Origin of the sequence: Massilia sp. Root335 (genome assembly GCF_001425685.1) — a bacterium.
Taxonomy (GTDB): domain Bacteria; phylum Pseudomonadota; class Gammaproteobacteria; order Burkholderiales; family Burkholderiaceae_D; genus Telluria; species Telluria luteola.
Genome location: NZ_LMCY01000033.1, coordinates 284,107 through 309,598, shown reverse-complemented (window position 1 = coordinate 309,598; position 25,492 = coordinate 284,107). Strand labels below are relative to the sequence as shown.

Below are 25,492 nucleotides of genomic sequence, written 5' to 3'. Positions count from 1 at the left end.
CTCACACATCAGTCCACCGGCTTACAATCGTCGTTCCCGCGCAGGCGGGAACCCAATTTTGCATGCGTCACGATAACGCGAACAACTTGGATCCCCGCCTTCGCGGGGACGACGTCTTCATACTTGAGCGGTCGTTCAGGCTGCGGACCTAACGCGTAAAAATCGGCGCCTGCACCACCGGCCCCATGCCCGCGCCCAGGTAATAGCTCGGATGCGGCGGCTGGTTGTAGCCGGCGTTCTGCCCTGCCACCTGCGCGCGGTATTGCGGATCGTGCATCAGGGTCGGGATGCGCGCCGTGGTCGGCGTCGTCGTGCTGAACACGAGCAGCGCCGAGTTGTCGGCCGTGCGCCACACGACTTCCTCGCGCCAGTCGCCCAGGATGTCGGCCGACAGCACCGGCGTGGCCTTGGTGCCGTTGTTCGAGGCCGCCCCGAACGGCGCGCCATCCAGCAGGCGCACCACGCTGGCCGTCGCCGGCTGCCACTTGTTGATGGCGGTGCCGTCGAGCAGCTCGCGGCCCAGGTCGCCATCCCACCAGCTGGCGAAGTTCATGTTGCTGGGCCGTTTGGTGGTGATCTGGTGGCCGTTGGCCGCCATCAGGCCGCCGCGCGCCGCCCAGCATTCCTCGCCGAGATAGTTCGGATCGACGTCCGCGCACACGCCGCGACCGACGTCGGCGCCGCTGCCGCTGACGCCCCACAGTATCCGGCCCGTGCCCGCGTCGTGCATCTCGGAGCCGTAGGCGCCATAGCAGGATGGCGTTTCGTGCACCATATACGCCTGCAGGCCGGCGCGGGCCGGATCGAGCTTGCCCACGTGCAGCGCGTCGCCGTGGCACAGGCCGGTGCTGTACAACATATGCCCGTCGCTGCCGATCGCGGCCGCGCCGTAGACGATGTCGTCGCGGCCGTCGCCGTCGACGTCCGCCACCGCGAACCAGTGCGATCCCTGGCCGCGCACGGCGCTGCCCTCCTTGTCCGTGTCGAACACCCAGCGGCTGGACAGGACGCCGTCGCGGTAGTCCCAGGCGGCGACGACGGCGCGGGTGTAGTAGCCGCGCGAGAACACGGCGCTGGGACGGCGGCCGTCCAGGTAGGCGACACCGCCCAGGAACCGGTCGACGCGGTTGCCGTAGCTGTCGCCCCACGCCGCCACCGAACCGCGCGCCGGCAGGTAGTTCGTGGTCGCCAGCGCGCGGCCGGTGCGGCCGTCGAACACGGTCAGGAACTCGGGACCGGACAGGATATAACCGTTGGCATTGCGGTAGTCCGCACTGGCGTCGCCGATCACCTTGCCCTGGCCGTCGACGGTGCCGTCGGCGGTCTTGAGCATCACCTCGGCCCTGCCGTTGCCGTCGAGGTCGTAGGCCACCATCGTCGTGTAATGGGCGCCGGCGCGGATGTTGCGGCCGAGATCGATGCGCCACAGGCGGGTGCCGTCGAGCTTGTACGCGTCGACATAGGTGTTGCCCGTATAGCCCGACTGCGAATTGTCCTTGGCATTGGTCGGCTGCCATTTGACGATCAGCTCGTACTGGCCGTCGCCGTCCAGGTCGGCCGGCGTGCCGTCGTTGATGTCGTAGGTGTACGCTTCGCCCTTGGGCGTGACGCCGCCCGCGGGCCGCTGCACCGGAATGCGCAGGAACGGCTGGTTCCAGGTCGCCGCGGCCGGCTCGTCCTTCTTTTCCTGCCCCTTGACGACGGGCCGCACGGCATAATGCGCCGCCGGGGAGCCGGCGGCGTCCGTGAAATTGCTCGCCTCGAGCGGGACATCGTTCAGGCGCACGCCGTCGCGGTAGAGGTTGAAGCGGGTGTCGGGGTCGTCGACGCCCAGCACGCGCCAGCTGATGAAGACGCCGCTGCCGGTCGCGATGGCGATGACGCCGCGATCGAGTTTTTCGACCTGCTTGCCTTGCGCGGCAAAGGCGGACTGCGTCAGCGTGAGCGCCAGCAGTGCGATCGGTGCATAGGTGCGAATCGTGGGCTTGTCCATGTCTCCTGCCTCTCGTCGTTGGGGTGCGGACGAGTATCGGGACAGGGCTGGAGAGTGTCAACTCGGCACGAGCAACTAGTCACATTGTTGAGCGCGGGGACGCTCAGTCCTTCTGTTCGGCGGGTTTGGTCCCGCAGCGGCACGGTGGCGCCTCGCCCCGGTCGAACACGATCTTCCAGCGCCCGGGGGCTTCCAGCCGCCAGATCGAATTGAAGCGCCCCACCACCTTGCCGGCGGCGTCGTAGACCGGCCCGCCGCTATAGGCCAGCGTGCCCGATTCCACCACCTCCACCTGCTCGGGCTCCCACGAGAACGGCGCGCGCTCGCCCTGATAGTATTTGCGCCATGCGTCGGCGATACGGTCGCGCCCACGCAGTGCCGTCGCGCCGGAAAAGAAGATGGCCTCGTCGGCCAGGAAAGCGATGAACGCGGCGTGGTCGCGCGCCTTCATCGTGGCGGCGAAGGCGCGTTCCGTATCGGCCACCTGTTTCTTCAGCTCGTCGTGCGACGGCCGCGCCGCGCTCGCCATAGCCAGCATCAGCATGCTGATGCACATGACCCCAATCGACAGCAGACGCATCGCGCCCCCCTTTTCGTCGTTTGCCAGGATGATGGTTTGACAAGCTTTGCATTCTGGCATGGCAATTCGCTTTGCACAAGACGCTTGCACGATATCCGGAAGCGGAGTATATATAATCCAAAACCGGAGGATTCCTCATGAGCTTCGCCTACGCCTACCCCAAGAGCCGGTTCGAGCCGGCGGTACTCGTCGACCTGTCCGCCCGCTCCGAGCGCGAACGGTTGTCCGAGTCGGCCCTGAAAGGATTCTTCCGGCTCGCCGACGCCTGGCGGATCCGCGACGAGGATGCGCGCGAGCTGCTCGGCGGCCTGTCGTCGTCGTCGTTCTACGAATGGAAGAAGCACCCCGCACGGGTGCTCGAAGTCGACCGCATCACACGCATTTCCTACCTGCTCGGCATCTACAAGGCCCTGCACATCCTGTACGGCGACAAGCTCGCCGACGAATGGGCCCACCTCCCGAATACCAATCCGATCTTCAACGGCCGCACCCCGCTGGCCTATATGCTGGGCGGCGGCCTGCTGGCGATGCAGACCGTGCGCCGGCTCCTCGACGCCCGCCGCGGAGGACTGTGAGTGAAACTGATCCCCCGCCTGACGGCGCTGCGGCAGTTCGACACGTGCCGCCTGATCCCCTCGCGCTTCGCCGACCTCGAGGATTCCGTGCTGGCCCCGCTGGCCGACGGCGAAGGCATGCTGCGCGACCTGTTCGACCTCGACAATGCCACCAACGATCGCCTGCGCGGCGAATCCGGCCTGCTGCCCGGCATCGGCGTGGATGAGCTCGTGTTTGGCGTGCCGAATTTCCGCATCATCAACGCGGCCTATGCGTATGCGCGTCCGGAAGGCAGCCGCTTCAACGACGGCGAACGGGGCGCGTGGTATTGCGCGTTCGACGCCGAGACGGCGCTGGTCGAGGTGGCGTTCCACAAGGCCGTCGAATACCAGGAGATCGGCCGCTTCGACGACAGCGTGAATTACCAGGCGCTGCTGGCCGACTTCAGTGCCACCTTCCACGACCTGCGCGGTGCCGACGCCTGGCACGACTGCCTTGCCCCGGACAGCTACGTCGCCTCGCAGGCGCTGGCCGCCGACCTGCTGGACGCGGGCTCGATGGGCGTCATCTACCCGAGCGTACGCCGGCCCGACGGCACGAACCTCGCGTGCTTCCGCCCGGCGCTGGTCGGCAATGTCCGCAAGGGCCATGCATATCGGTTAACATGGGCGGGTTCGCCGCGTCCCGCCGTCGAACGCCTCTGAATCACGACCACCAAGCTCATGAAAACCGATCCGCTCAAAGACAACGAACTGCACGACAAGATCAACCGCGAAACCGCCCGCGTGCACTGGTCCGAACTGGAACGCCATTTCGCCCACGGCGCCGTCGTCTACGTGAGCGAAGCGCTGGACCTCGTCGAAGTCGCCGTGCGCATCGCCCACGACGACAAGGCCGCGATCACCCAATGGATGACCGAAGGCAAGATCGCCAAAGTATCCGACGTGCAGGCCAGCACGTGGCAGGCCGCCGATACCCTGCTGTGGGCGTCCGTCGTCAGCCCGTTCGTGCTCGTGCAGCCGGAACGCCACGCCGTCCATTGAGCGGCGCGCCTGCGCCGCGCCCATTCCGTTAATGTCACATTGCGCACGAAAATGTAAAATCGATTGGAAATGTTGGCTTAGAAACACGTTCCATATCGCAACTATATTTTAAGAAATGGAACCCCTCCGAATCCGCTATACTGACGGTAATGAGGATGTTTATGCAAAGCAACTTACAAGAAGACGACCCGATCCTGACCACGAGCGAAGTGGCACGCCTGCTGGGCGTGGCGACGAGCACCGTGCAGATCTGGATGGAAAGCGGCGCAATCGAATCCTGGAAGACACCCGGCGGACACCGCCGCACGCGCCTGAGCCTCGTGCAAGGCTTGATGCACGGCGACGACCCGGCACGCTCGACCCCGAACCCGAGCACGGACAAGGAATACCAGCCGGCGCCTCAGGCCGGCTACCCGGTCGGCGCCAACGAGCGCGCGCGCCTGGCCGCGCTGGCCGCCACCGGCCTCGTCGACACCGACCAGGAAGCCCGCTTCGACCGCCTCGTGCGCCTGGCCTCGATGGTGACCGGTTCGCCGATCGCCCTGATCTCCCTGCTGACCTCGACCCGCCAATGGTTCAAGGCCCGCACCGGCCTCGCCGCGCGCGAGACGCCGCGCGACTGGGCGTTCTGCTCGCACGCGATCCTCAAGAACGAAGTATTCGTCGTCGAAGACGCCATGGAAGACGAGCGCTTCCGCAGCAATCCACTCGTGCTGCAGGAACCGCACATCCGCTTCTATGCCGGCGTGCCGCTGCGCGACAAGTCCGGCCAGCCGCTCGGCACGCTGTGCGTGATCGACCGCGAACCGCGCCGCCTGCGCGCGGCCGAAGTGCAAAGCCTCATCGACCTGGCCGAGATCGCCTCGAGCGAGATCCAGGCCACGGGCCGCGTCCTGCGCAACTGAGCGTCCTCATTTCGCCAGGTCGACCGCGTACAACGCGAACCCCTTGCCCTGGCCGTCGTCCTCCCGCAGTGCCGACACGTTGTCGAGCCCGGCGGCGCGCGCCAGGTCCAGCTTGCCCGGCGGCGCGTGGAACACGACCGGCCCCGCCGTCCTTGCCCGTGCGAAGCGCCAGCTGCGCGCCGCGCCGTCCGCGGCCCGCGTGAGCCGCTTGTGCGCGCGGATCCACGCGATCAGCACGTCGCGGTTCGTGTCCGGCGCCGCGATCACGGTCCGGCTGCCGTCCAGGCCGGGGAAGCTGCCGCCGCCGCTCGCGCGGTAGTTATTGGTCGCGACGAGGAAGGCCTGGTCGCTGGCGACGGGCTTGCCCCGCCACGCCAGGTTGCGGATGCGCTGGCCGGCCGGCCGCGTCACGTCGATCTCGTAGCGCAGGTCGGGCGACGTGACCATGTCGAAGTTAAAACTGGGAAATCCGCCGTTGACGAGTTCCTGCGGCGCCGTCCGCGCCGGATCGATGGTGTTGAAGCGTCCCGCCGCATGTTCCAGCCACGCCTTCAATCCCGCCCCGTCGACCTTGACCGCATACAGCGCGTTCGGATACAGGTACAGGTCGGCCGCATTGTTCAGCGCGAGGCTGCCGGGCGCCACGTCCGTGTAATCGCCTGGTCCCGCCGCGCCGGACTTGAACGCGGCCGAGACGGACAGCACGGGCACGTCCGTGTATTGCGGCAGATTCGCCTTCACGTACTCGCGCACATAGTCCGCCTGCGCCGCGTTGACGGCCTGGATGGCGGACGGATCGCCCACGTCGGCGAAGTACGTCGACATGCGGAAATCCGTGCTGCCGACCGGCGTCTGCACGTAACGGATCGTCGCCTCGTGGGCGGCGCGCACCCTGTCCAGCACGGCCGGATCGGCGGCGACATACGATTTGTCGGGCTGCTGCGTGGCGCGCGTCTCGACGACGGTCCGGTCGCGGTTGATCGTCCAGCCCTTGCCGTCGTGGCGCAGGTCGAAGCGGATCACACCCAGGTTCTTGCCCCACAGGTTCGCCATCACGGCCGGCACGCCGAACACGGTGCCGCGCACCTTGTCGACGTGCGGCAGGTCGAACTGCGCGACCTTGCTCGCCGGATTCGGGAACAGCTGGTGCGCATGACCCATCAGCAGCGCATCGATGCCGGCCACTTGCGCCAGGTAGTAATTGCCGTTCTCCATCGTCGGCGAATACGGGCTCGCGTCCAGGCCGCCGTGCGAGATGGCGACGATCAGGTCGGCGCCCTGGCTGCGCATCTCCGGCAGGTAGCGGCGTGCCGTCTCGACGAGGCCTTCCGTGTAGACGCGGCCTTCCAGCGCGCGCTTGTCCCACGCCATGATCGTGGGCGTCGTGAAGCCGATGATGCCGATCCTTACCGTCGCCTCGACGGGATGCCCATCCGCGTCCTCGGCCCGCACGCGCTTGGCGATGATGCGGTACGGCGCGAACAGCGGCGCGTGCGTCTTGACGCTGTAGACGTTCGCGAGCACGATCGGAAAGCCGGGGCCGGCGCACGGTTTGGCGGGCTGCTCGATGCCGGGGACGTCGAAACGGGTGCCCGTCACCTGGCCGAGATAGCCCAGGCCGTAGTTGAAATCGTGGTTGCCGACGCTCCCGCCGTCATAGCCGAGCCGTTGCATCGCCTGGTAGATGGCCGGCAGCTCGCCGCACTTCACGGGGGCGACGAGGGCCTGGTAATCGCCCAGCGCCGTGCCCTGGATCGTGTCGCCGTCATCGAGCAGCACCGTGTTCGGAAACTCGCGCCGCGCCTGGGCGATCAGCGTCGCAGTGCGGTCCAGGCCGAACGAGGGGTCTTGCGCGAGCTTGAAATAATCGTAGCCGACGACGTTCGCGTGGAGGTCGGTCGTCTCCAGGATCGCGAGCGTGGCGTGGGTGCCGGGCGCCACCGGCGCGGCCAGGGCGGACACGGCCGCGGCCACGGGAATCAGCGCAAACAGATGGGAAAGGCGGGGCGTCATGGGCAGGCATCATAAGCCAGCGCCGTGGCGCACGGCAAGGCGCGCACGGGAGCGCCTTCCATTACGGTATAATCGTGGGTTCGATTCAACCAATAAAATTTGCCAAAGACCATGGAAGCTGAACGCATCAATGCCCTCTCCGCCCTGCTGAACGACCTGACCAGCCGTGAAGCCGAACTTCGGAGGTATCTTTGACTTCGACCGCAAAGCGGAGAAGTTAGAGCAGGTCAACCAGGAGCTCGAAGATCCGGCGATCTGGAACGACCAGAAACGCGCCCAGGACATGGGCCGCGAGAAGAAGGCGCTGGAAGGCGTCGTCCTGACGCTGGAAAAGGCGCGCGCCGACCTGGGCGACGCGGCCGATCTGTTCGAGATGGCGCGCGAGGAAGGCGACGACGCCACCATCGAAGCCGTGGAAGCCGATGCCGGCGAGATCGCGAAAGTGATCGAGCAGATGGAATTCCGCCGGATGTTCAGCAACCCGATGGACCACGCCAGCTGCTTCATCGACATCCAGGCCGGCGCCGGCGGCACCGAGGCCCAGGACTGGGCATCGATGCTGATGCGCCAATACCTGCGCTATTGCGAGCGCAAGGGCTTCAAGGCCGAGGTGATGGAGTTGTCCGAGGGCGAGGTCGCCGGCATCAAGACGGCCACCATCAAGGTCGAGGGCGAATACGCCTACGGCCACCTGCGCACGGAAACGGGCGTGCACCGCCTCGTGCGCAAGTCGCCGTTCGATTCGGCCAACGGCCGCCACACGTCGTTCTCGTCGATCTTCGTGTACCCGGAAGTCGACGAATCGATCGAGATCGAGATCAATCCGGCCGACGTCCGCATCGACACCTACCGCGCGTCCGGCGCCGGCGGCCAGCACATCAACAAGACCGACTCCGCGGTGCGCCTGACGCACGCGCCGTCGGGCATCGTCGTGCAGTGCCAGAACGACCGCTCGCAGCACCGCAACAAGGCCGAGGCGTTCGACATGCTGCGCGCCAAGCTGTTCGAGCTCGAACTGCGCAAGCGCATGGCCGAGCAGCAGAAGCTGGAAGACTCGAAGACCGACGTGGGCTGGGGCCACCAGATCCGTTCGTACGTCCTCGACCAGTCGCGCATCAAGGACCTGCGCACGGGCTTCGAGACCGGCAACACGAAGAACGTGCTGGACGGCGACCTCGACGACTTCATTTCCGCCTCGCTGAAGCAAGGCGTGTAAGGCATGACGAAGCCCGCCTTCATCTTCGACATGGACGGCACCATCGTCGACAACATGGCGTTCCACACCGAGTCGTGGCTGGCGTTCTTCGCCCGCCGCGGCAAGACGTACGACCCCGACGCGTTCTTCCGCGAGACGGCCGGCGCCCAGGGCCGCGAGATCCTGCGCGAGCGCCTCGGCCCGGACATCCCGGACGACGAGATCGCCGTGCTGGCGCAGGAGAAGGACGTGCTGTACCGCGAGATCTACGGTCCGCACCGCGGCGCGATCCAGGGCTTCGAGGCCTTCGTGGCGAGCGCGCGCGCGCAAGGCGTGCGGCTGGCGGTGGCGACGTCGGCCCCGCCCGCGAACATCGTCTTCACGCTCGACGAACTGGACCTGCGCCGCCACTTCGACGCGGTCGTCGGCGCGGCCGACGTCGCGCGCGGCAAGCCGCATCCGGACGTCTTCCTGAAGGCGGCCGAGAAGCTCGGCGTGCCGCCCGCGGACTGCATCGTGTTCGAGGACGCGCCGATGGGCGTGGAAGCGGCGCGCCGCGCCGGCATGCGCGCGGTCGTCATCACGACCACGCTGCCGGCCGAGGCCTTCCGCGAATTCGACAACGTCGTGCGCATCGTCGAGCACTATGAAGAACTGAACGTCGGCGACCTGCTCGGCACCCCGTAATTCCTACCAGACCGATACCTGACATGAGCACCGAAAACCAAGAACAGCAACCGGGCAACGAGCCAACGAACCTCGCGGCCGAAGACAACAAGATCATCGCCGAGCGCCGCGTCAAGCTGGCCGCCATCCGCGAAAAAGGCATCGCCTTCCCGAACGACTTCGTCCCGCAGCACAAGTCGGCCGACCTCACCGAGCAGTTCGGCGGCTGGACGCGCGAACAACTGGAAGCCGAGCCGCAGCGGGTCGTGCTGGCGGGCCGCATGATGCTCAAGCGCGAAGCCGGCAAGAAGGCCGCTTTCGCGACCTTGCAGGACGCATCCGGCCCGCGCGCCGACGGCCGCATCCAGATCTACGTCACCCTCGACAACACGGGCGAGGAAGCGATGGAAGCGCTGCGCCACTACGACCTGGGCGACATCCTCGGCGTCGAAGGCACGCTGTTCAAGACCAAGACCGACGAGCTGACCGTGAAGGTCACCCTGCTCCGCCTGATCACGAAGGCCCTGCGCCCGCTGCCGGACAAGTTCCACGGCCTCGCCGACCAGGAAACGAAGTACCGCCAGCGCTACGTCGACCTGATCATGAACGAGGAAACGCGCCGCACGTTCAAGGCGCGCACCGCCGCCATCTCGTCGATCCGCCGCTTCATGCAGGACCACGGCTTCATGGAAGTCGAGACGCCGATGCTGCACGCGATCCCGGGCGGCGCCGCCGCGAAGCCGTTCATCACGCATCACAACGCGCTGGACATGCAGATGTTCCTGCGCATCGCGCCCGAGCTGTACCTGAAGCGCCTCGTCGTGGGCGGCTTCGACCGCGTGTTCGAGATCAACCGCAACTTCCGCAACGAGGGCGTGTCGATCCGCCACAATCCGGAATTCACGATGATGGAGTTCTACGCCGCGTGGACCGACTACAAGTGGCTGATGGACTTCACGGAAGCCGTGATCCGCCAGGCCGCCATCGACGCCCACGGCACCGCCGAACTGACCTACGGCGGCCGCGCGCTGGACCTGTCCAAGCCGTTCCACCGCCTGACGATCGTCCAGGCCATCAACAAGTTCGCGCCGCACTACACGGACGAACAGCTGCACGACATGGCGTTCCTGAAGGCGGAACTGGCGAAGTTCGGCGTCAAGCCGCACGCCATCTCGGGCCTGGGCGCGCTGCAGCTGTCGCTGTTCGAAGAGACGGCGGAAGCGCAGTTGTGGGAACCGACGTTCATCATCGACTACCCGGTCGAAGTGTCGCCGCTGGCGCGCGCGTCGGACACGCGCGAGGGCATCACGGAACGCTTCGAGCTGTTCATGGTCGGCCGCGAGATCGCCAACGGCTTCTCCGAGCTGAACGACCCGGAAGACCAGTCGGCGCGCTTCCTGGCGCAGGTGGAAGCGAAGAACGCGGGCGACGAGGAGGCGATGTACTACGACGCCGACTACATCCGCGCGCTGGAATACGGCATGCCCCCGACGGGCGGCTGCGGCATCGGCATCGATCGCCTCATGATGATCATCACCGACTCGCCGAACATCCGCGACGTGCTGCTGTTCCCGCACCTGCGCAAGGAAGATTGACCGCCACAGGCAGGTGACGCATCACGAAAAAAGGCGCGGACGTTGAATCGTCCGCGCCTTTCTTATATGTGGCTACCTCAAAACGTCGTCCCTGCGAAGGCAGGGACCCAATTTGTACGCGCAGCCGCAACGCGCGCAACTTGGATCCCCGCCTCCGCGGGGATGACGGTGTTCTTGCGTTATTTATCTTAGCGAACCACCCGATAGCAAGGCACATACTCCTTGCCCGGCAACTTCATGCGGCTCTGTTCGACGAACGACTGCAGCAACGCATCCATTGGCGCCATGATCTCGTTCTCGCCGTGGATCTCGAACTTGCCGAACTGCTCGATCGCGCGGATGCCCTCTTCCTTCACGTTGCCCGCGACGACGCCCGAGAATGCGCGGCGCAGGTTCGCGGCCAGCAGGTGCGTCTCCTGGTTCTTATGCAGCGACAGGTTGCGCATGTTCTCGTGGGTCGGGCGGAACGGCTTCTGGAATTCCGGGTCGATCCGCAGGCCCCAGTTGAAGTAGTACGCGTCGCTGCGCGACTTGCGGAACTCGCGCACCTGGCGGATACCGGTCTGCATCTCGCGCGCCACGGCGTCAGGGTCGTCGACGATGATCTTGTAGCGGCGCTGCGCGTCCGGGCCGAGGGTCAGGCCGATGAACTGGTCGATCTGTTCGAAATAGGCACGCGCCGTCGCCGGTCCCGTGAAGACGAGCGGGAACGGCAGTTCCGCATTGTCCGGGTGGAGCAGGATGCCGAGGATGTACAGGATCTCCTCCGCCGTGCCGGCACCGCCCGGGAACACGATGATGCCGTGGCCCACGCGCACGAAGGCCTCCAGGCGCTTCTCGATGTCGGGCATGATCACGAGGTCGTTGACGATCGGGTTCGGCGATTCGGCCGCGATGATGCCCGGTTCCGAGATGCCGAGATAGCGGCCGCCCTGCAGGCGCTGCTTGGCGTGGCCGATGGTGGCGCCCTTCATCGGGCCCTTCATCGCGCCCGGGCCGCAGCCCGTGCAGATATCGAGTTCGCGCAGTCCCAGCTGGTAGCCCACGTGCTTCGAGTAGTTGTACTCGACGCGATTGATCGAGTGGCCGCCCCAGCACACGACGAGGTTCGGATTGCGCTGCGGCTGGATCACGTTGGCGTTGCGCAGGATGTGGAAGACGGCATCCGTGATGCCTTCCGGGCGCGTGAGGTCGAAGCGCGGATTGTCCGTCACCTCGAAGTTCACGTAGACGATGTCGCGCAGGACCGAGAACAGGTGCTCGTGGATACCCTTGATCATCTTGCCGTCGACGAAGGCGTGCGCGGGCGCGCCGCGGATATCGAGCTTGATGCCGCGTTCGCGCTGGATGATCTTGATGTCGAAATCCTTGTAGCGCTCGAGCAGTTCCTTGCCGTCGTCGATCGAGCTGCCGGAGTTGAGCACCGCCAGCGCGCATTTGCGGAAGATCTGGTACAGCCCACCCTGGCTCGTATCGAGGAGCTTGGACACCTCGGCCTTCGACAGGACTTCCAGCCGTCCTTCCGGAGAAATCAGCGTATCGACAACGTCGTAATTCATGGTTGGTTCCTTTCCTCTTCTGTGAATCAGTGTCGCTTTTGCTCCAATATACGACAAGTCACACGAGTTTGCGTCCTCCATTTCGTTTATGCCGATTCGCCATACGGATGAGCCGTAAAAAGCTGGCCCGGCATGCACGATTTACACTAAAATGCGACGCTGGGCAGCCATCCTTACCCAGGCCGGCCATGCCCCGAAAAACGCAATCATTCTTATAAAGATAGGGGAGGAACCGCATGAGCGGTGCAGCTACTACAACCGCCGAACCGAGAGCGGTACCGGAATTCAGACAGATCATGGGGCACCCGGCGCCGCTGTGGATGCTGTTCATGACCGAATTCTGGGAACGTTTCGCTTTCTACGGCATCCGTTGGGCCCTTGTGCTCTACATCGTCGCCCAGTTCTACGGCGGCAGCGGCGTGGGCCAGGCCGACGCCAACCTGACCTACGGCTCCTACCTCGCCCTGGTGTATGCCGGCGCCGTGTTCGGCGGCTACATCGCCGACCGTGTGATCGGCTACCAGCGTTCCATCCTCGTCGGCGCCGCGTTCATGGTGCTCGGCCTGTTCGCCATCACGGTGCCGAATCCCGACGTCTTCAAGCTGGGCCTCGCCACCATCATCGTCGGCAACGGCATGTTCAAGCCGAACATCTCCGCGATGGTCGGCCAGCTGTACGGGATCAACGACCAGCGCCGCGACTCCGGCTTCACGATCTTCTACATGGGCATCAACGGCGGCGGCTTCCTCGCCCCGATCCTCACGGGCGTCCTGGCCGAGAGCATGTCCGGCCAGAGCGGCGTCCCGGCCTACAAGGTCGTGTTCTTCGCGGCCGGCGTCGGCATGATCCTGTCGCTGATCTGGTTCCAGATCGGCCGCCGCATGTTGAAGGGCATCGGCGCCGCCACCGGACCGCTCGGCAGCCCGATGCGCCTCGTCGGCGTCATCATCGGTTCGTTCGTCGTCATCCCCGTCGTCTACTTCGTGCTGAAACTGGGCGCGGAAAAGCTGCAAGGCCTGCTGTCGGTCCTCTTCATCATCCTCGCGATCATGCTGATGGTGGAAGGCATCCGCGGCGGCGCGGTCGTGCGCGACAAGACGATCGCCATGCTCGTCATCTTCTTCTTCAACGTGATGTTCTGGTGCTTCTTCGAGCAGGCCGGCAGCTCGTTCACCTTCCTGGCCGAATACATCGTGCGCCGCGACTTCAGCGGCTGGACCTTCCCGACCGGCTGGTTCCAGTCCGTGAACACGCTCGCGATCATCGTGATCGCACCAATCGTCGCCTCCGTGTGGGTCGCGATGGGCCGCAAGAACCCGTCGATCCCGCGCAAGTTCGGCCTCGGCCTGATCTTCAACGGCCTCGCCTTCCTGCTGCTGATGTTCGCCCTGCAGCACCTCGTCGGCCCGGACAGCAAGATCCCGTTCTGGACCCTGTTCATGGTCTACGTGATCCAGTCCGTCGGTGAGCTGTGCCTGTCGCCGATCGGCCTGTCGATGGTGACCAAGCTGGCCCCGACCCGCCTCGTCGGCCTGGGCATGGGCGGCTGGTTCCTGTCGACCGGCATCGGCAACAACCTCTCGGGCATCTTCGCGTCGGTCGTATCGGGCGAAAAAGGCATGACCGTGGAATCGGCGCTGTCCGGCTACACGTTCGGCTTCTGGGCCCTGATCGGCGCCGGCGTGCTGCTGTTCCTGATCGCGCCGCTGATCCAGAAACTGATGCACGGCGTGAAGTAAAACGACGGCCTCTCAGGCCGACGTTTTACGTAGGGTGGGCATCCCATGCCCACGCGTGACGCATGCATCGCGTTGGCCTTGGCGTGGGCACCCTACACGAACGCCAGGTCGTGCAACTGGATCGTATCGTCGATCCACTCGTCGCAATCCCCGAACCGGTAGCCGAGCGCCTGCGCGCGCGCCGTGTCGAGCACCATCGGGCCCGGCACGTCGAACGGCGACAGGCGGCCCGGCGGCGATCCCGCCGCGCCACGGCGGGTGCGCACCGGCGTATCGAGCACGGCGCCGACCCGCTCGAACAGGCGGGCCGCCGACAGCGCGCCGTCGCACGCTCCGTTGACCGCCCCCGTGAACGACTGCATCCCGACCCAGACGAGGAAATCGGCCGCGCCCCGCAGCGGCAGGAACGACAGGGCGGCGTCCGCGTTCGCATATTCCAGGACGCCGTTCATCCGCGCCAGTTCCACGTAGTGCGCGAGGCGGCCCGTGAAATCTTCCGGTCCGCCCAGCACGTGCGCCAGGCGCGGCACGACGAGCGGCAGCGAACCATCGCGCACGAGATAGGCCTCGGCCTGCACTTTGCCCGCGACATAGCACTCGGTGGCGCGGCACGGGTCGTGCCAGGGGTAGCCCGTGTCGATCGTCTGCGCCTCGATGGCGAGGTCCGATTCCGTCAACGGCCGGCCGTGGTCGTAGCCGAGGACGCGGTAGGCGTCGATCGTCGACGCCATCACGTAGCGCCCCACCCTGCCCGCGAACGTGCGCACGGCGATGGCGGCGTCGAGCGGGTTGTAGCACATCTGGTCGTAGACGACGTCGAACGGCCCGGCATGGGCGAACGCGTTGCGCATGGCGGTCTCGTTGCGGCGGTCGACGCGCACGCGCGCGATGCGCTCGCCGAACGGGTCGGGCGCGTAACCGCACGTCGCCACGGTCACGCGATGCCCGGCGCGCAGCAGGCGCTGCACCAGCAGCCTGCCGATGTAACGGGTCCCACCGATCACCAGGATGTTCTTGGTCATGAAGTTTTCCTTAGGCACGTCGTCGTCGATCCGCTATATTCTGTAACCAGAACCGCAATTGTTCAAACTAGAAAAATAAATGTTATGAGTAAGAAAAACTTATGCTGGAGTGAGCGGTGAGGCCGCTGCGCAGCCTCTCCGGCCTGATCGATTTCGAATGCGCCGCGCGTTGGGGCAGCTTCAAGCTGGCCGCGCGCGAGCTGCACAAGACGCCGGCCGCCGTCAGCCTGCAGGTCAAGCAGCTCGAGGAAGCCGTCGGTTTTGCCCTGTTCGTGCGGCATCCGCGCCACATCGCACTGACGGCCAAGGGCCAGGAACTGGCGATCGCCGTGGCGCGCATGCTGGCCGACCTGGGCGCCAAGGTGGCGGCCCTGCAGCGCGGCAGCGACGAAGCCGTGCTGCGCATCTCGACGACGCACTCGTTCGCGATCAAGTGGCTCGTGCCGCGCATGTCGCGCTTCACGAAGCTGCATCCGGAACTGGACCTGCGCATCGATTCGAACGACACGCCGGTCGACATCGAGGACGATGCCGTCGATGTGGCGATCCGCTACGGCCCCGTGAAGGACGGCGACCCCGCGCTGCTGTTCCGCGAGCGCCTCGTGCCCGTGTACAGCCCCGACCTGCTGGCCGACGGCCAGGACGCGCTGCAGCTGCAGGACCTCACCCGCTTTCCGCTGCTGTGCGAGCGCACGCCGGAGGGCTGGCTGCAACTGCTGAACGAAAACCGCGCGCTGAAGGGCGACTACGATTTTTCACGTACGTACAGCCATTGGGGCGTACTGGCGCAGGCGGCCGTGGCCGGCCAGGGCATCGGCCTCGTGCCGTACGGGATCGCGTTCGAGGACATCCGCGCCGGCACGCTCCTGCAGCTCGCGTGCAGGAGCGCGCAGTTCGGCTACGGCTACCGGCTCCTCGTCAATCCGCACAAGGAGGCGATGACGAAGATCCGGCATTTCCGCGACTGGATCGTGGCCGAGATGGCGGCGATGCGCGCGACACTCGACACGTGACGTGGGCGGGCGTGCGTTCGGTGGGCACGGGGTGCCCACCCTACGTGAACATTGCGTTCGTACGGTGGGCTCCCCGAACCCACCATTGGATCGGAGGCGATGCGCGCGACGCTCGACACATGATGCGGCCGTTCATGCGTGTCGTGGGCACCGGGTGCCCACCCTACGTGAACATCGCGTTCGTAGGGTGGGCTCCCCGAGCCCACCAATGCGGTGAGTGCTCCGCGCCCGCGATCACGCCGTCATTTCGCGGCCTTCTCGCGCCCGACCACGTACAGCAGCACGCAGATCGCCGCATACGGCAGGATCGACAGCAGGTCCGAACTCGCGCCGGCGAAGAACGGATTCGCCGCTTCCGCCCACTTGTTCATCGTATTGTCGAAATCCGTCATCACCCCGGCCGTGATGGCGATGATGATGCCCGCCAGCGCGCCGCCGGCGATGTAGCCGGAGGCCAGCAGCGTGCCCGAGCTGCGGTCGCCCGCGGCCTGCAGCTCGTCCCCGGACAGGCCCGTGTATTGCGGCAGCGTGTTGTTGCGGCGGTCGACGAGCCAGCGGATGATGCCGCCGACCGCGATCGGCAAGGTCGACACGAGCGGCAGGTACACGCCCACCGTGAACGCGAGCGACGCCACGCCCGACATCTCCAGCACCACGGCGACCATCACGCCGAACAGCACCAGGGTCCACGGCAGCTGGTGGTCGAGGATGCCCTTGATGATGTACGACATCAGCACGGCCTTGGGCGCATCGAATTTCTTGACCTCGGAACCGTCCGGGCGCGTGTGGTACTGGCCGTTGATGCCCGGGTCGACGAGGTACGCGAGCGTGCCGTCCGCGCGCACGAGGTATTTGCCGGCGGGGCCGCCGTGCGTGTCCGTCTTCTGCCAGACTTTGTAGGTCGCGTGGTCGGTGGCCGCCTGCGGGCCTTGCAGCTGCATCGTGTCCGTCAACCGGGAGGCGTCCGTCGTCACGTGCGGCGCCACCTGCGCGGCCGGCACGTACACGGTGCCCGCGTCGTTCAGTTTCAACAGGATCGGCCCCAGGATCAGCGCCGACGCGAGCGCGCCCGCGAGGATCGCGTATTGCTGCAGCCTGGGCGTCGAGCCGACGAGGAAGCCCGTCTTGAGGTCCTGCGACGTCGTCCCCGCGTTGCTGGCCGCGATGCAGACGATGGCGCCGACGGACAGCGCGGTCACGTAGTAGCGCCCGCCCGTCCAGCCCATCAGGAGGAAGATCAGGCACGTGAACAGCAGCGTCGCCACGGCCATGCCGGAGATCGGGTTCGACGACGAACCCACCTCGCCCGTCAGGCGCGACGAGACGGTCGAAAAGAGAAATCCGAATACGAGGATCAGCAGCGCGCCCAGCAAATTCATGTGCAGCGGCGTCGCGAACGTGATCGCGGCGATGATGCCCAGGCAGCCGATGACCACCCATTTCAGCGGCATATCCTGCTCGGTGCGCAGCGACAGGTCCGCGGTCGAGCCTTTGCCGATGCCGGCCAGCCCGCCTTTCAGGCCGTTCCAGATCGTCGGCAGCGAACGCACGAGCGAAATCAGGCCGCCGGCCGCGACGGCGCCCGCGCCGATGTACAGCACGTAGGCGCTGCGGACGTCGTCCGGGCTCATGTCGCGGATCAGCATCGTGCCCGGCGCCACCGGCACCGTCAGCGCGTCGCCGAAGAATTTGATCATCGGGATCAGCAGCAGGTACGACAGCACGCCGCCGCCCGCCATGATCATCGCGATGCGCGGCCCGATGATGTAGCCCACGCCCAGCAGCTCCGGCGAGATCTCGGCGCCGGCCGAACCGCCTTTCAGCGGCGCGTCGAACACGAAGTTCACCGTGTCCTTCCACAGCTTGAGCGAGATGTTGAGCACCTTGTACAACAGGCCCAGGCCGAAGCCGCCGAAGATGATGAAGGCGCGCTGGCGCGCTTCCTTCGCCTCGTCCGAACCGGCGGCGCGCACTTCGCCGGCGGCCTCGCGCGACGATTCCGTCGCCGCCGCCTTCAGCACTTCGGCGCAGGCCGTGCCTTCCGGGTATTTCAGTTCGCGGTGCTGGTCGACGATCATCGTGCGGCGCATCGGGATCATCATGAGGATGCCCAGCAGCCCGCCCAGCACGCCGACGAGCATCACGCGCGAGATCTCCAGGTCGAAGCCGAGGATCATGATCGCGGGCATGGTGACGCCGAGGCCGAACGCGAGCGATTCGCCGGCCGAACCGGCCGTCTGCGTGATACTGTTCTCCAGGATCGTCGCCTCGCGCCCGCCCGCCTTCCTGGCGAGGCCGAACAGCGTGATCGCGATGACGGCGACGGGAATCGACGCGCTGACGGTCAGGCCGACCTTGAGCACGAGGTACAGCGAGGAGGCGCCGAAGATCATCCCGAGCACGGTGCCCATGATCAGGGCGCGCCACGTCAGCTCCGGCAGCGTGCTGGACGCCGGAATATACGGCTTGACGGCCGGCGGGCTGGGGTCATAAGGCATGGGAGGGGTTTCCTTCAGGCGTGGGTATTGACGAACAGGACCGTCGGGATCGCCGGACGGGCCCTGAAAGCGTGACTATCGCACATGCCGTAGTGGAAGAAAAGCGGATTATAATTTCGCACATCGCCCGTAGTTACGGTCTCCCAACGGGTTTTCGACCCGCATCAAGAGAGTTCTGTTTTGACAAATACCCGCAAGCCGGCAACGCCGCGCGCCCTCCGCCAGCGCGGCTTCCTGATTCCGGCACTGGCCATCCTGGCCGCCGTCATCGTCCTGTTCATCGCCGGCGTCGGCGGTTACATCGTGTTCCGCGTCCTGCCCAACGTGCCGGCGCTGGATGCCGTCACCGACTACCGGCCCAAGATCCCGCTGCGCGTCTACACGGCAGACAACGTCCTCATCGGCGAGTTCGGCGAAGAGCATCGCGATTTCGTCCCGATCAAGAAGATCCCCGACCTGATGAAGAAATCGCTGCTCGCCATCGAGGACGCCCGCTTCTACGAGCACGGCGCCATCGACTGGAAGCGCGCGATGGGCGCCGTCGGGTCGAACCTGCGCGGCGGCTTCGGCTCCGGCGGCGCGTCCACGATCACGATGCAGGTGGCGCGCAACTTCTTCCTGTCGCGCGAAAAGCGCCTGTCGCGCAAGATCAACGAGATCGCGCTCGCGTACAAGATCGAGGCCGCGCTGTCGAAGGACGAGATCCTCGAGCTGTACATGAACCAGATCTACCTGGGACAGCGCGCCTACGGCTTCTCGAGCGCCGCGCGGATCTATTTCAACAAGACGCTGGACCAGCTCTCGGTCGCCGAGATGGCGATGCTGGCGGGCCTGCCGCAGAACCCGGCGCGCCATAATCCGGTCGCGAATCCGAAGCGGGCACGCGAGCGCCAGCACGCCGTGCTGGGCCGCATGCGCGCGCTGAACTACATCACGGAAGAGCAGTACCAGAAAGCGCTGGCCGAGCCGCTGCGCGTCAACCAGCGCGGCGTGCAGGACTTCGGCACGCACGCGGAATACGTGGCCGAACTGGCGCGCCAGGCCGTGTACAACCAGTTCAAGGAAGACGCGTACACGAAGGGCATCCGGGTCTACACGACGATCCTGAAACCCGAGCAGGACGCCGCCTACGCGTCGGTCCGGCGCAACGTGCTGACCTACGACCAGCGCCACGGCTGGCGCGGTCCGGAAGACCGCATGGACCTGCCGTCCGACCCGGCGGAACGCGAGGACGCGATCAACGACGCCCTCGGCAAGCGTCCCGTCAGCGAAGGCCTGATCCCGGCCGTCGTGCTGTCGGCGACGAGCAAGACGGTGCGTGTGGAGACGGTCGACGGCGACATGGTCGACCTCACCGGCGCGGGCCTGAAATTCGCCCAGGCCGGCCTGTCGTCCGGCGCGAAGGCGAGCATGCGCCTCACGCCCGGCGCCATCATCCGCGTGGCCAAGGATGCGAAGGGCAACTGGAGCGTGACGCAGGTGCCGCAGGTGGCGGCCGCGTTCGTCGCCATCGACGCCGATACCGGCGCCTACCACGCGATGGTCGGCGGCTTCGACTACAACTTCCAGAAATTCAACCACGTGACGCAGGCCTGGCGCCAGCCCGGCTCCGGCATGAAGCCGTTCATCTACTCGGCCGCCGTCGACAAGGGCTATTCGCCGGGCACGCTCATCCTCGACGCGCCGCTCGACATGCCGGGCGAGGACGCCGGCAGGACATGGTCGCCGCAGAACGACGACAACAAGTACGACGGCCCGATCACGATGCGCCGCGCGCTGGCCGAATCGAAGAACGTGCCGTCCGTGCGCCTGCTGCGCGCGATCACGGTGCCGTATGCGCATGAATTCGTCGGCAAGTTCGGCTTCGACCTGGCGCGCCAGCCGCAGAACTACACGCTGGCGCTGGGCACGGGCGCCGCGACGCCGCTGCAGATGGCCGGCGCGTACGCCGTGTTCGCGAACGGCGGCTACCGCGTGCAGCCCTACCTGATCGCCCGCATCGAGGACGCCGACGGCAAGATCATCCAGCAGACCAAACCGCCGGCCGAGCACACCGACGAGCAGCGCGTCCTCGATCCGCGCAACGCCTTCATCACCGACAGCATGCTGCGCGACGTGACCCGCTACGGCACCGGCGCGGAAGCGACGAAGGCGCTCGGCCGCACGGACATCGCCGGCAAGACCGGCACGACGAGCGATGCGATGGACGGGTGGTTCTCGGGCTATGGCGGCAACGTGGTCGCCGTCGCCTGGATGGGCTACGACGATCCGAAATCGCTGGGCGGGCGCGAATTCGGCGCCACCGTCGCGCTGCCGATCTGGATCGACTACATGCGCGTGGCGCTTGCCAAGAAGCCGCCGCAGGAAGAGCGCCTGGCGCCGGACGGCGTCGTGCGCGAGAACGACGACTGGGTCTACGCCGAGTTTGCCGAGACGCCTGCGCTGGGCGGCATCGACCTCGACCAGGCTCCGGACCCGAACGCCGTGCAGCCGGTCGAGGGCGGGCCGCTGGTCACGCCGGTCACGCCCGGCGCGCCGGGCACGGCGCCGGCGCAACCGCAGCCTCAACCACAACCGCAGCCGCAGCGGCAGCAGCCGTCGAACACGCTGTTCTGAGCGGTCGACGACCACCCCGACGGGCCGCCGCGTGCGGCCCGTTTTCGTTGGCGCCCTGGCAAGCGCATTGCCACAAAACAAAGAGATCGTGCGTCCAGTCCTACATGTCTGTACGGGCTGATCCTATTTCGTGCAGGCATGTGTGCCGCCATGATGGCGTCACTTTTACAACAGGAGTGAACGATGAAAAAGTACCAAGCCCTTCTGATCGGCGGCCTGATGGCCATGAGCCTGGCCGCATGCAGCTCGACCGCCACCAACGGGACCAGCAGCGACGCGACCGGCAGCTCGTCGGCGGGCGCCACGTCCAGCAGCGCCGGCTCGAGCGCCACCGGCACGACCGATTCCGCCACGATGGGGACGCCGGTCACCGGCGCGGCGGGCACGGCGAATTCCCTCCCGCCCACGACCTCCGCCGGCGGCGCCGGCAACTCGGACGCCACCGGCCAGGGCACCAACACCCAGGGCACCAACGGCCACTGATCGCTTCCACCGTCCGTCCGGCCCATCCGCGGCCGGACGATCGCCCCACCGCACCATCGCTCCGTACGCCCAATCCTACAGGGCGTCACGTACCCATCCTATTCTGCACCGCCCTGCTCCGCCGCATGATGTTTGCGTTGCTCAATCACGGGAGCGAATCATGAAAACGTATCGAGGCATCCTGATCGGGGGCCTGATGGCCCTGGGCCTGGCGGCATGCAGCGCCACGGGCGGCAATGCGGGCGGCAATGCAGGCGACAGCATGCGCGGCAGCTCGGCGTCGGGGGCGACCTCCAGCGGCGGCGCCGGCGAAGGCGTACAAGGCGCCGGCGGCCCGGGCGCGATGCCGGCGGGCACCGCGACCTCCGGTTCGTCCGGCACCTCGTCGGGCATGAGCGCCTCGGGCGCGACGGCCACCGGCAACTCGGGCGACAACACGTCGGGCACCGGCGTGCGCTGAGCCAGCCGCGGACGGGCCGGCGCAGGGCGGCCCGGACGTTGTTCGTCTATAATGGCTGCTCGTCCTGACGACCCGACAATAGCACGCGTCAATGCCCTTCGACCTCACCAGACACCTTCCCAAACCCGGAACCCGTTTCGCCCTGCCCCAGCTGCATGGCTCGGCCGATGCCTATGCGCTCGCCGTCGCCGCCCTCGCGCTGAAAGCCAGGAAGCAGATGCTGACCGTGATCGTCGCGAACGCCAGCGACGGCCAGCGCCTGCTCGACGAAATCCCGTGGTTCGCCGAAGGCAAGCTGTCGTGCCACCTGCTGCCCGACTGGGAGACGCTGCCCTACGACGCGTTCTCGCCACACCAGGACCTCGTGTCCGAGCGCCTGGCGACCCTGCACGAAATCCGCAACGGCCAGTGCGACGTGCTCGTCGTCCCGGCGACGACGGCGCTCGTGCGCCTGGCGCCGCCGTCCTTCCTCGCCGCGTACACGTTCTTCTTCCGCCAGGGCGAGCACCTGGACGAGGCGAAGCTCAAGGCCCAGCTGACGCTCGCCGGCTATACCCACGTCACGCAGGTGATGTCGCCGGGCGAATATTCCGTGCGGGGCGGCCTGATCGACCTGTTCCCGATGGGTTCCGCGCTGCCGTACCGCCTCGACCTGTTCGGCGACGAGATCGAGACGATCCGCACGTTCGACGCCGACACCCAGCGCTCGCTGTACCCCGTCAAGGAAGTGCGCCTGCTGCCGGGCCGCGAATTCCCGATGGACGAACAGGCGCGCAGCGCGTTCCGCGGGCGCTGGCGCGAACGCTTCGAAGGCGATCCGTCGCGCTCGACGATCTACCGCGACATCGGCAACGGCATCGCGTCGGCCGGCATCGAATACTATCTGCCGCTGTTCTTCGACGAGACGGCCACCTTGTTCGACTACCTCCCGGACGACGCATCGCTCGCCCTGGTCGGCGACATCGAGGCATCCATCCAGCGCTTCTGGACCGACACGGAGTCGCGCTACAAATTCCTCAAGACCGACCGCGACCGCCCGATCCTGGAGCCGAAGGAGATCTTCCTCGGCACCGAGGACTTCTTCGTGCGGGCCAAGCCGCACGGCCGCTGGGCCATCGCGCGTGACGCGGGCGCGGGCGCATCGGAACTGTCCGCAGCGATCCCCGACATCGCCGTCAACCGCCGCCTCGACGATCCGCTCGCGAACCTGCGCTCGTACCTGATGCAGGCGGCCGGCAAGCGCGTGATGATCTGCGCGGAATCGGCTGGCCGGCGCGAGACGCTGCAGCAGTACTTCAACGAATACAGGCTGGACCTCGCGCCGGTCGAGGGCTTCGACGGCCTGCGCGCGACGGCCGCGCAAGTCGTGCTGGGCGTCGCGCCGCTGCAGGCCGGCTTCGAACTGATGGAAGAAGGCGCCGGTCGCCTCGTGTTCATCACGGAGACGGAGCTGTACGCCGGCTCCGGCCGCCGCGCCGGCAAGAAGAAACAGGAAGCGGGGTCGCAGGTCGAATCGATGGTGCGCGACCTGTCGGAGCTGAAGATCGGCGACGCGGTCGTGCACATCAACCACGGCATCGGCCGCTACATGGGCCTGATGAGCATGGACCTGGGCGAAGGCGAGACGGAATTCCTGCACCTCGAATACGCAAAAGAGTCGAAGCTCTACGTGCCGGTCTCGCAACTGCACGTGATCTCGCGCTATTCGGGCGCCTCGCCGGAAGACGCGCCGCTGCACACGCTCGGCTCCGGCCAGTGGGACAAGGCCAAGCGCAAGGCGGCGGAACAGGTGCGCGACACGGCCGCCGAGCTGCTGAACCTGTACGCCCGCCGCGCCGCGCGCCAGGGCCATTCGTTCGAATATTCGGCCGGCGACTACGAAAACTTCGCCCAGAGCTTCGGCTTCGACGAGACGCCGGACCAGCGCGCGGCCATCGCCGCCGTCATCCAGGACATGACGTCGGGCCGGCCGATGGACCGCCTCGTGTGCGGCGACGTCGGCTTCGGCAAGACCGAAGTCGCGCTGCGCGCCGCGTTCATCGCCGTCATGGGCGGCAAGCAGGTCGCGATCCTCGCGCCGACGACCCTGCTCGCGGAGCAGCACGCGCAGACGTTCTCCGACCGCTTCGCCGACTGGCCCGTGCGCATCGCGGAGCTGTCGCGCTTCCGCACCGGCAAGGAGATCAACAACGCGATCAAGGGCATGGCCGACGGCACCGTCGACATCGTGATCGGCACCCACAAGCTGCTGTCGCCGGACGTGAAGTTCACGCGCTTAGGCCTCGTCATCATCGACGAGGAACACCGCTTCGGCGTGCGCCAGAAGGAAGCGCTGAAGGCGTTGCGGGCCGAAGTGGACGTGCTGACGCTGACCGCGACGCCGATCCCGCGCACCCTGGGCATGGCGCTGGAAGGCCTGCGCGACTTTTCCGTCATCGCGACGGCGCCGCAGAAACGCCTCGCGATCAAGACGTTCGTGCGCGGCGAAGACGGCTCCGTGATCCGCGAAGCCTGCCTGCGCGAACTGAAACGGGGCGGCCAGATCTACTTCCTGCACAACGAGGTCGAGACCATCGAGAACCGCCTCGCCATGCTGCGCGAACTGCTGCCGGAAGCGCGCATCGCCGTCGCGCACGGCCAGATGCACGAGCGCGACCTCGAAAAGGTCATGCGCGATTTCGTCGCCCAGCGCTACAACATCCTGCTGTGCACAACGATCATCGAGACCGGCATCGACGTGCCGACGGCGAACACGATCATCATGCACCGCGCCGACAAGTTCGGCCTCGCCCAGCTGCACCAGTTGCGCGGCCGCGTCGGCCGTTCGCACCACCAGGCCTATGCGTACCTGCTCGTGAACGACGTGCTCGGGTTGTCGAAACAGGCGCAGCGCCGGCTCGACGCCATCCAGGCGATGGAAGAACTGGGCAGCGGCTTCTACCTCGCCATGCACGACCTGGAAATCCGCGGCGCCGGCGAGGTGCTGGGCGAGAACCAGTCGGGCGAGATGCTGGAGATCGGCTTCCAGCTGTATTCCGACATGCTGAACGAAGCCGTGAAGGCGCTCAAGGCCGGCCGCGAACCGGACATGAGCGCGCCGCTGTCGTCGACGACCGAAATCAACCTGCACGTGCCCGCCCTGCTGCCGGCCGATTTCTGCGGCGACGTGCACGAACGCCTGTCGATCTACAAACGCCTCGCGAACTGCGAGGACCAGGGCCGCATCGACGACATGCAGGAAGAACTGATCGACCGCTTCGGCAAGCTCCCGGACGCCGTGAAGGCGCTGATCGAGACGCACCGCCTGCGCATCGCGGCCAAGTCCGTCGGCATCGTCAAGATCGACGCGCACGCGGAAAGCGCCAGCCTGCAGTTCATGGAAAAGCCGCCCATCGATCCGATCAAGATCATCACGCTGATCCAGAAGAACCGCCACGTCAAGCTGGCCGGCCAGGACAAGCTGCGCATCACATCGAACATGCCGGACCTGGCCGCGCGCGTGAACCAGCTCAAGCAGACCATCAAACAACTCCTCGCGTAATCACCCACAAGCAGAA

At 66.4% G+C, this 25,492-nt stretch carries 19 protein-coding genes; 13 read left to right on the top strand and 6 right to left on the bottom strand.

What is annotated here, in order from left to right; genetic code table 11:
* Positions 1 to 148: 148 nt before the first annotated feature.
* Positions 149 to 1,993: a rhamnogalacturonan lyase gene (locus tag ASC93_RS19315; protein WP_056445959.1), complete on the bottom strand. Its 1,845-nt coding sequence runs from the start codon at positions 1,991 to 1,993 to the stop codon at positions 149 to 151.
* Positions 1,994 to 2,096: 103 nt separating this feature from the next.
* Positions 2,097 to 2,573 (bottom strand): DUF4440 domain-containing protein, encoded by a 477-nt coding sequence (locus tag ASC93_RS19310; RefSeq protein WP_056445956.1) that lies wholly within the window; start codon positions 2,571 to 2,573, stop codon positions 2,097 to 2,099.
* Between the two features lie 137 nt (positions 2,574 to 2,710).
* On the opposite strand from ASC93_RS19310, the gene ASC93_RS19305 reads away from it, so the two are divergent.
* The 4 genes from ASC93_RS19305 to ASC93_RS19290 all read left to right on the top strand — a co-directional run bounded on the left by ASC93_RS19305 (position 2,711) and on the right by ASC93_RS19290 (position 5,076).
* Positions 2,711 to 3,148, top strand: a complete 438-nt coding sequence (locus tag ASC93_RS19305; protein WP_056445953.1) for an antitoxin Xre-like helix-turn-helix domain-containing protein — start codon at positions 2,711 to 2,713, stop codon at positions 3,146 to 3,148.
* Entirely contained in the window at positions 3,149 to 3,832 is a 684-nt protein-coding gene (locus ASC93_RS19300) for an RES family NAD+ phosphorylase (protein WP_056445948.1), read from the top strand.
* An 18-nt stretch (positions 3,833 to 3,850) separates the two neighbouring features.
* Entirely contained in the window at positions 3,851 to 4,171 is a 321-nt protein-coding gene (locus ASC93_RS19295; protein ID WP_056445945.1) for a DUF2288 domain-containing protein, read from the top strand.
* A 161-nt stretch (positions 4,172 to 4,332) separates the two neighbouring features.
* A complete protein-coding gene (locus tag ASC93_RS19290) occupies positions 4,333 to 5,076 on the top strand; it encodes a GAF domain-containing protein (RefSeq protein ID WP_056445942.1) in 744 nt (247 codons plus the stop codon).
* A gap of 6 nt (positions 5,077 to 5,082) precedes the next feature.
* Here ASC93_RS19290 and ASC93_RS19285 read toward each other — a convergent pair whose 3' ends face one another.
* Positions 5,083 to 7,089 carry a bifunctional 2',3'-cyclic-nucleotide 2'-phosphodiesterase/3'-nucleotidase gene (locus ASC93_RS19285; RefSeq protein ID WP_056445940.1) on the bottom strand — a complete coding sequence of 669 codons (2,007 nt, stop codon included), beginning with the start codon at positions 7,087 to 7,089 and terminating at the stop codon, positions 5,083 to 5,085.
* A gap of 111 nt (positions 7,090 to 7,200) precedes the next feature.
* Here ASC93_RS19285 and prfB point away from each other — a divergent pair.
* The 3 genes from prfB to lysS all read left to right on the top strand — a co-directional run bounded on the left by prfB (position 7,201) and on the right by lysS (position 10,545).
* Positions 7,201 to 8,305 (top strand): peptide chain release factor 2 gene (gene prfB / locus ASC93_RS19280; RefSeq protein ID WP_157202011.1). Its coding sequence is split into 2 segments (ribosomal slippage): positions 7,201 to 7,281 and positions 7,283 to 8,305, totalling 1,104 coding nucleotides; the frame shifts between segments, so codons are not numbered across the junction.
* 3 nt (positions 8,306 to 8,308) lie between these two features.
* A complete protein-coding gene (locus ASC93_RS19275) occupies positions 8,309 to 8,971 on the top strand; it encodes an HAD family phosphatase (protein WP_056445937.1) in 663 nt (220 codons plus the stop codon).
* 23 nt (positions 8,972 to 8,994) lie between these two features.
* Positions 8,995 to 10,545 (top strand): lysine--tRNA ligase, encoded by a 1,551-nt coding sequence (lysS, locus tag ASC93_RS19270; protein WP_056445934.1) that lies wholly within the window; start codon positions 8,995 to 8,997, stop codon positions 10,543 to 10,545.
* A gap of 188 nt (positions 10,546 to 10,733) precedes the next feature.
* Here the strand turns inward: lysS and ppnN are convergent, their stop codons facing one another.
* Entirely contained in the window at positions 10,734 to 12,104 is a 1,371-nt protein-coding gene (gene ppnN, locus ASC93_RS19265; RefSeq protein ID WP_056445931.1) for a nucleotide 5'-monophosphate nucleosidase PpnN, read from the bottom strand.
* Positions 12,105 to 12,340: 236 nt separating this feature from the next.
* Here ppnN and ASC93_RS19260 point away from each other — a divergent pair, with 236 nt between their 5' ends.
* Positions 12,341 to 13,843: a peptide MFS transporter gene (locus ASC93_RS19260; protein WP_056445928.1), complete on the top strand. Its 1,503-nt coding sequence runs from the start codon at positions 12,341 to 12,343 to the stop codon at positions 13,841 to 13,843.
* A 92-nt stretch (positions 13,844 to 13,935) separates the two neighbouring features.
* Here ASC93_RS19260 and ASC93_RS19255 read toward each other — a convergent pair whose 3' ends face one another.
* Positions 13,936 to 14,865: an NAD-dependent epimerase/dehydratase family protein gene (locus tag ASC93_RS19255; protein WP_056445925.1), complete on the bottom strand. Its 930-nt coding sequence runs from the start codon at positions 14,863 to 14,865 to the stop codon at positions 13,936 to 13,938.
* Between the two features lie 116 nt (positions 14,866 to 14,981).
* On the opposite strand from ASC93_RS19255, the gene ASC93_RS19250 reads away from it, so the two are divergent.
* On the top strand, positions 14,982 to 15,878 hold the full coding sequence (locus ASC93_RS19250) for a LysR substrate-binding domain-containing protein (RefSeq protein WP_056445922.1): 897 nt from the start codon (positions 14,982 to 14,984) through the stop codon (positions 15,876 to 15,878).
* Positions 15,879 to 16,120: 242 nt separating this feature from the next.
* On the opposite strand, the gene ASC93_RS19245 is transcribed toward ASC93_RS19250, so the two are convergent.
* Complete coding sequence (locus ASC93_RS19245; RefSeq protein ID WP_056445919.1) at positions 16,121 to 18,376, bottom strand: OPT family oligopeptide transporter; 2,256 nt, start codon at positions 18,374 to 18,376, stop codon at positions 16,121 to 16,123.
* A 267-nt stretch (positions 18,377 to 18,643) separates the two neighbouring features.
* Between ASC93_RS19245 and ASC93_RS19240 the strand changes: the two genes are divergently transcribed.
* The 4 genes from ASC93_RS19240 to mfd all read left to right on the top strand — a co-directional run bounded on the left by ASC93_RS19240 (position 18,644) and on the right by mfd (position 25,476).
* Positions 18,644 to 20,992 (top strand): penicillin-binding protein 1A, encoded by a 2,349-nt coding sequence (locus ASC93_RS19240; protein ID WP_229412798.1) that lies wholly within the window; start codon positions 18,644 to 18,646, stop codon positions 20,990 to 20,992.
* A gap of 183 nt (positions 20,993 to 21,175) precedes the next feature.
* Entirely contained in the window at positions 21,176 to 21,475 is a 300-nt protein-coding gene (locus tag ASC93_RS19235; protein WP_056445915.1) for a hypothetical protein, read from the top strand.
* A gap of 160 nt (positions 21,476 to 21,635) precedes the next feature.
* Positions 21,636 to 21,935 (top strand): hypothetical protein, encoded by a 300-nt coding sequence (locus ASC93_RS19230; RefSeq protein WP_056445912.1) that lies wholly within the window; start codon positions 21,636 to 21,638, stop codon positions 21,933 to 21,935.
* Positions 21,936 to 22,026: 91 nt separating this feature from the next.
* Complete coding sequence (gene mfd, locus ASC93_RS19225) at positions 22,027 to 25,476, top strand: transcription-repair coupling factor (protein ID WP_056445909.1); 3,450 nt, start codon at positions 22,027 to 22,029, stop codon at positions 25,474 to 25,476.
* Positions 25,477 to 25,492 lie beyond the last annotated feature (16 nt).